This is a genomic window from Kitasatospora indigofera (assembly GCF_014655955.1).
GTDB classification, from domain to species: domain Bacteria; phylum Actinomycetota; class Actinomycetes; order Streptomycetales; family Streptomycetaceae; genus Kitasatospora; species Kitasatospora indigofera.
Genome location: NZ_BNBO01000116.1, coordinates 1 through 4,689, shown reverse-complemented (window position 1 = coordinate 4,689; position 4,689 = coordinate 1). Strand labels below are relative to the sequence as shown.

Below are 4,689 nucleotides of genomic sequence, written 5' to 3'. Positions count from 1 at the left end.
CGCCGCGCTGGACAGCGGCGTGCGGCGCCCTCCGGGACAGGGGCGGCCCGGGCCCGGCGTACGGGCCTGCGGGGGCGCGGACGGACGTCAGTCCTGGGGCACCGCGACGGCCGGGGCGACCTGGAGGATCGTGCGGCGCGGGTTGGCGGTGCTGGCCGGCAGCTCGGTGGAGTACGTGACGACGTCCTCGGCACGGCGGGCGCCGGGCAGCTGGGCGAAGTCCGCGACCGAGGCCAGCGTCGTCCGGCGCGGGTTCGCCGTCGAACGGCTGACGAGCGTGGACTGGTCGGCGTTGTTGGCCGGCTGGGACATCGCGTCACACCTTGGGATAGGAGGGGGCCGGCCAGGAGGCTTCGGCCGCACGTTTCGGACGAGCACTGTTCTGGGCAGCACTCTTCGGGGCGGGGAGTGCCGGGCGGGGATTTCGGCCAGGCCGACCGGACCCCGCGTCCGACTGGGACAGATTAAGGATCTCTTTCCACAGCCGCCGTGACCAAAGCTACACATTGGGCTGTGATTTTGCTCACAAATTGAAGATTTATTCCGCCATAGCGGGCAAATCGCCGCAACAGGATATTCCGACATTCAGCTCATTTCCGAGCGAATCGGAAGCCTCGCGACTCTTGTTGATCAGTGGTCCGGTTGACATGTATCGGGCGAGTGTCCGAAAAAGGCGGTATTCCGGTCCAGTTACCGCACAGTCTGTGAAATGGCGCGCGCACTGGGTAGTACCCGGAGACGCTCCACAGCGCCCCTTGTTGGACTCCCCCCGCTGTGCTGGAATGCCACGGACCGTGGGAAAGGACCCGTCCACCCCGGTAGACCCGCTCTCCCGGACCGGCCGGGGTGCGGATGGAAACTCGACACCGTCCCGGCCGCGGCAACGCGGCGGGACGCCCGGTCCAGAGGTTGCGACGCCAGTGCAGGGACGTTTCAAGAGGGGTAGCGGCGCCGCGGGCGACCCCGAGTCGCGAGAGCCCGCAGCAGCCCCCCACCAGGCAGTGCCCCAGGGCGGCCCGGGTGACCGGGCAGCCGGGAACCAGGCCGAACCGGGCAGCGCAGACACCATCGAGAACGACGACCAGAAGTCCAAGCGGGCGAAGCTCCGCAGCACCCTGACCAGGCGCCGGGCCACCGGTCTGAGCCGGCTCGCCATGCGCAACTGGCGCATCCGGACCCGCCTGATCGCCCTGCTCGCGCTCCCCGTCATGGTCGCGCTGGTCCTCGGTGGCCTGCGCATCCAGACCTCGATGGAGGCCTCGCAGCAACTCGCGCAGATGGCCAACCTGAGCGACCTGGCCAAGAAGGCGACCAACCTCGCCGACGCCCTGCAGACCGAGCGCGACATCAGCGCCGGCCCGCGGACCCGCGGCGGCCAGGAGGCGGACGACGAGGTCGAGGCCTCGCAGAAGAACACCGACGACCTCAGCCGCACCTTCACCGCCTCCGCCGACAAGTTCGAGAACCTCGAACTGTCCGGCGGAAAGGCCCTGCTGCTGCAGGTCCGCAAGGACCTCAACTCGGTCTCGGACGCGCGTCGCGACGCCTACCTGAACGACCAGAACATCCAGGCGACCATCACGTCCTACGACGTGATCATCAAGGACCTGCTGTCCATCACCCAGGACATCGCGCTCGCCTCCAACAACAGCGACCTGGTCCGCGCCACCCGTGCCCTGCAGCAGTTCTCGCTGGCCAAGGACGTCACCTCGCAGCAGCGGGCGCTGATCAGCGCCGCGCTCGCCAACAAGAAGGGCCCCGACCTCAGCCTGAGCGACGAGTCCTTCGGCATCCGGCTGCGCGGCGCGTACGACAACGCCATCGGCAACTTCAACAGCATCTACACCAGCCACGAGCTGGACAGCCTGCGCGAGCAGCTCAGCTACAACTCGCTGATCGCCGACGCCGACCGGTACTCCCGCTCGATCCTGCAGCAGAGCGGCATCAAGCAGACCGAGAGCCGCAGCTACAAGGACTGGTACGACCAGTCCAGCGCGAAGATCACGCAGGAGCGCCGGATCGAGAGCCGGCTGATCGAGGAGCTGGACGGCAAGGCCCAGGCCCTGCAGTCCACCGCCGACACCGAGGCCCTGATCACCGGTGCGCTGGTCGCCCTCGTGCTGCTCGTCGCCATCGCCGGCGCCGCGCTCATCGCCCGCGCGATGGTGCGCTCGCTGACCCGGCTGCAGACCGCGGCCGAGGACGTCGCCGAGCGGCGCCTCCCCGAGCTGGTCAAGACCCTCTCCGAGAGCGACCCGCACGACGTCGACGTCACCGTCGAACCCGTCGGCGTCGACTCCACGGACGAGATCGGGCACGTGGCCCACGCGTTCGACATGGTGCACAGCGAGGCCGTCCGCCTCGCCGCCGAGCAGGCCCTCCTGCGAGGCAACATCAACGCGATGTTCACCAACCTGTCGCGCCGCAGCCAGGGCCTCATCCAGCGCCAGCTGTCGCTCATCTCCGAACTGGAGAGCCGCGAGGCGGACCCGGACCAGCTCGCCAGCCTCTTCAAGCTCGACCACCTCGCGACCCGCATGCGCCGCAACGGCGAGAACCTCCTCGTCCTCGCGGGCGAGGACCCGGGCCGCCGCTGGACCAGGCCCGTCCCGCTGGTCGACGTGCTCCGCGCCGCCGCCTCCGAGGTGGAGCAGTACGAGCGCATCGAACTCGCCTCCGTGCCGTCGGCCGAGGTCGCCGGCCGGGTCGTCAACGACCTCGTCCACCTGCTCGCCGAGCTGCTGGAGAACGCGACGTCGTTCTCCAGCCCGCAGACCCGGGTCCGGGTCACCGGTCACGCCCTGCCCGACGGCCGGGTGCTGATCGAGATCCACGACACCGGCATCGGCCTCAGCCCCGACGACCTCGCGGACATCAACGAGCGCCTCGCCAACCCGCCCGTGGTGGACGTCTCCGTCTCCCGCCGGATGGGTCTGTTCGTGGTCGGCCGCCTGTCCCTGCGACACGGCATCCGGATCCAGCTCCGCCCCAGCGACTCGGGCGGCACCACCGCGCTCGTCATGCTCCCGGTGGACGTCACCAACTCCGCCGACCGCCGCGGCGGCCGCCCCGGCGGCCCCAGCAAGCAGCCGCGCGGCGTCGGACCGACCCCCCGCCAGCGCCAGATGCCCGGCCAGGGCCCGGCCGCCGCGCTCCCGCAGGGACCGGCCGGCGGCGCCCCGGGCGGTGCCCCCGGCGGCCGTCCGCAGCTCGGCCAGGGCGGCCCCGGCGGCCGTCCCGGCGGTGCCCCCGGCGGCCTGCCGACCCGGCAGGCCGGCCAGTCGCTGCGCGAGAACCCGCCGACCGGCGCCCCGCAGCAGGGCGGCCCCGGCCGCGCTGCCCCGCAGGGGAACCAGCAGCAGGGGCTCCAGCAGCAGGGCAACCCGCAGGGCGGCCCGCAGCAGGGCAACCCCGGCGGCCGCCCCGGCGCGCCGCTGCCCCGCCGCGGCCAGCAGCCCGAGCAGGGCCAGGGGCAGGGCCAGCAGCCCGGTGCCCGGCGTCCGGCCCAGGAGCGTCCGCGCCCCGGCGCCGAACTGCCCGACCCGAACGGCCCCCGCCAGGCCGAGCAGCCGCAGCACGGCTGGGCCGACCAGCCCACCCGCGGCGGTCGCCCGGACGGCCGGCAGGACGGGCCCCCGGCCCGTCGCCTGCCGCAGCAGGGCGGCCCGCAGGGTCCCCGGCCCGGCCAGGGCCTGCCGCAGCGCCCGCTGCCGCAGGGTGCCCAGGGCCCGCAGGCCCCCGCGCCGCACGCACAGGCCGAGCCCGCGCCCGAGGAGACGACGGCGCAGTTCGCCCGTCCGCGCTTCGAGGCCAGCGAGATCGACCCGCGCGACCCGCTCGGCCTCGGTCTGGTCGAGCCGGTACTGCCGGACCCGGCCCGTCCGGAGCCCGTCCGTCAGGAGCAGGCCGCCCCCCAGCAGGTCCAGCAGCAGGCCCAGCAGCAGTTCCGGCCCGAGCCGATGGCCCTGCCGACCGCGCCCGTCGGCGCCGCCGGCCAGGGGCAGGAGCAGGCCGACTCCCGCTGGTTCCGCGAGGACGGCCGCCCCGCCGGCGACCAGCAGGCCAGGGCCCGGCAGTACCAGCCGCAGCGTCCCGGTACCAGCGCGCCCGGCTTCGACGGCCAGCCCGGCCCGAGCCAGTCGCCGTACCAGGCCCAGCCGCAGCAGGGCCAGCACCAGCCCCGGCAGCAGCAGGCTCCCCAGCAGCAGGCCCAGCAGGGCCAGCCGCAGCAGGGCCAGCAGCCCGGCCAGGGCGACGCGCCGTGGCGCCCGTCGGCCAACGACGAGCGCTGGCGCCGGGCCGAGCAGGTCCGCGAGCCGTCCACCAACGGCATCACGCTCTCCGGCCTCCCCCGCCGGACCCCGCAGGCCAACCTGGTCTCCGGTACCGCCGAGCAGGCCCCGCTGACCGGTCCGCAGGTGTCCCGCGCCCCCGAGGAGGTGCGCGGCCGGCTCACCAACCTGCGGCGCGGCATCCAGCAGGGCCGGCGCGCCGGGGCCGAGCAGACCGGTGGCCAGGGCAATCCCGCGGGTCCCGGCCATGGTGCTCAGCAGGCGGGATTCGATAGTTTCGGGTCCCGCGGGGACGGCAACGAGGCCGGCCGCAACGTGAGCTTCGGCAACGGCGCAGATCATCAGGAGCGTTGAGTTGAGTCAGATGAGCCAGGCCGCACAGAACCTGAACTGGCTG

2 protein-coding genes are annotated in these 4,689 nt (G+C 73.2%); one reads left to right on the top strand and one right to left on the bottom strand.

Annotated elements, in window-relative coordinates; genetic code table 11:
* Positions 1 to 87: 87 nt before the first annotated feature.
* The gene (locus IE329_RS39590) at positions 88 to 312 is read right to left on the bottom strand and encodes a hypothetical protein (protein WP_190215915.1); all 225 of its coding nucleotides are present in this window, start codon (positions 310 to 312) and stop codon (positions 88 to 90) included.
* A gap of 689 nt (positions 313 to 1,001) precedes the next feature.
* On the opposite strand from IE329_RS39590, the gene IE329_RS39585 reads away from it, so the two are divergent.
* Positions 1,002 to 4,646 carry a sensor histidine kinase gene (locus IE329_RS39585; RefSeq protein WP_229928150.1) on the top strand — a complete coding sequence of 1,215 codons (3,645 nt, stop codon included), beginning with the start codon at positions 1,002 to 1,004 and terminating at the stop codon, positions 4,644 to 4,646.
* The last annotated feature ends 43 nt before the right edge of the window (positions 4,647 to 4,689 follow it).

Excerpts from the sequence above, each read along its gene's own strand:
- IE329_RS39590 (WP_190215915.1), bottom strand. The coding sequence starts at position 312 with ATGTCCCAGCCGGCCAACAACGCCGACCAGTCCACGCTCGTCAGCCGT.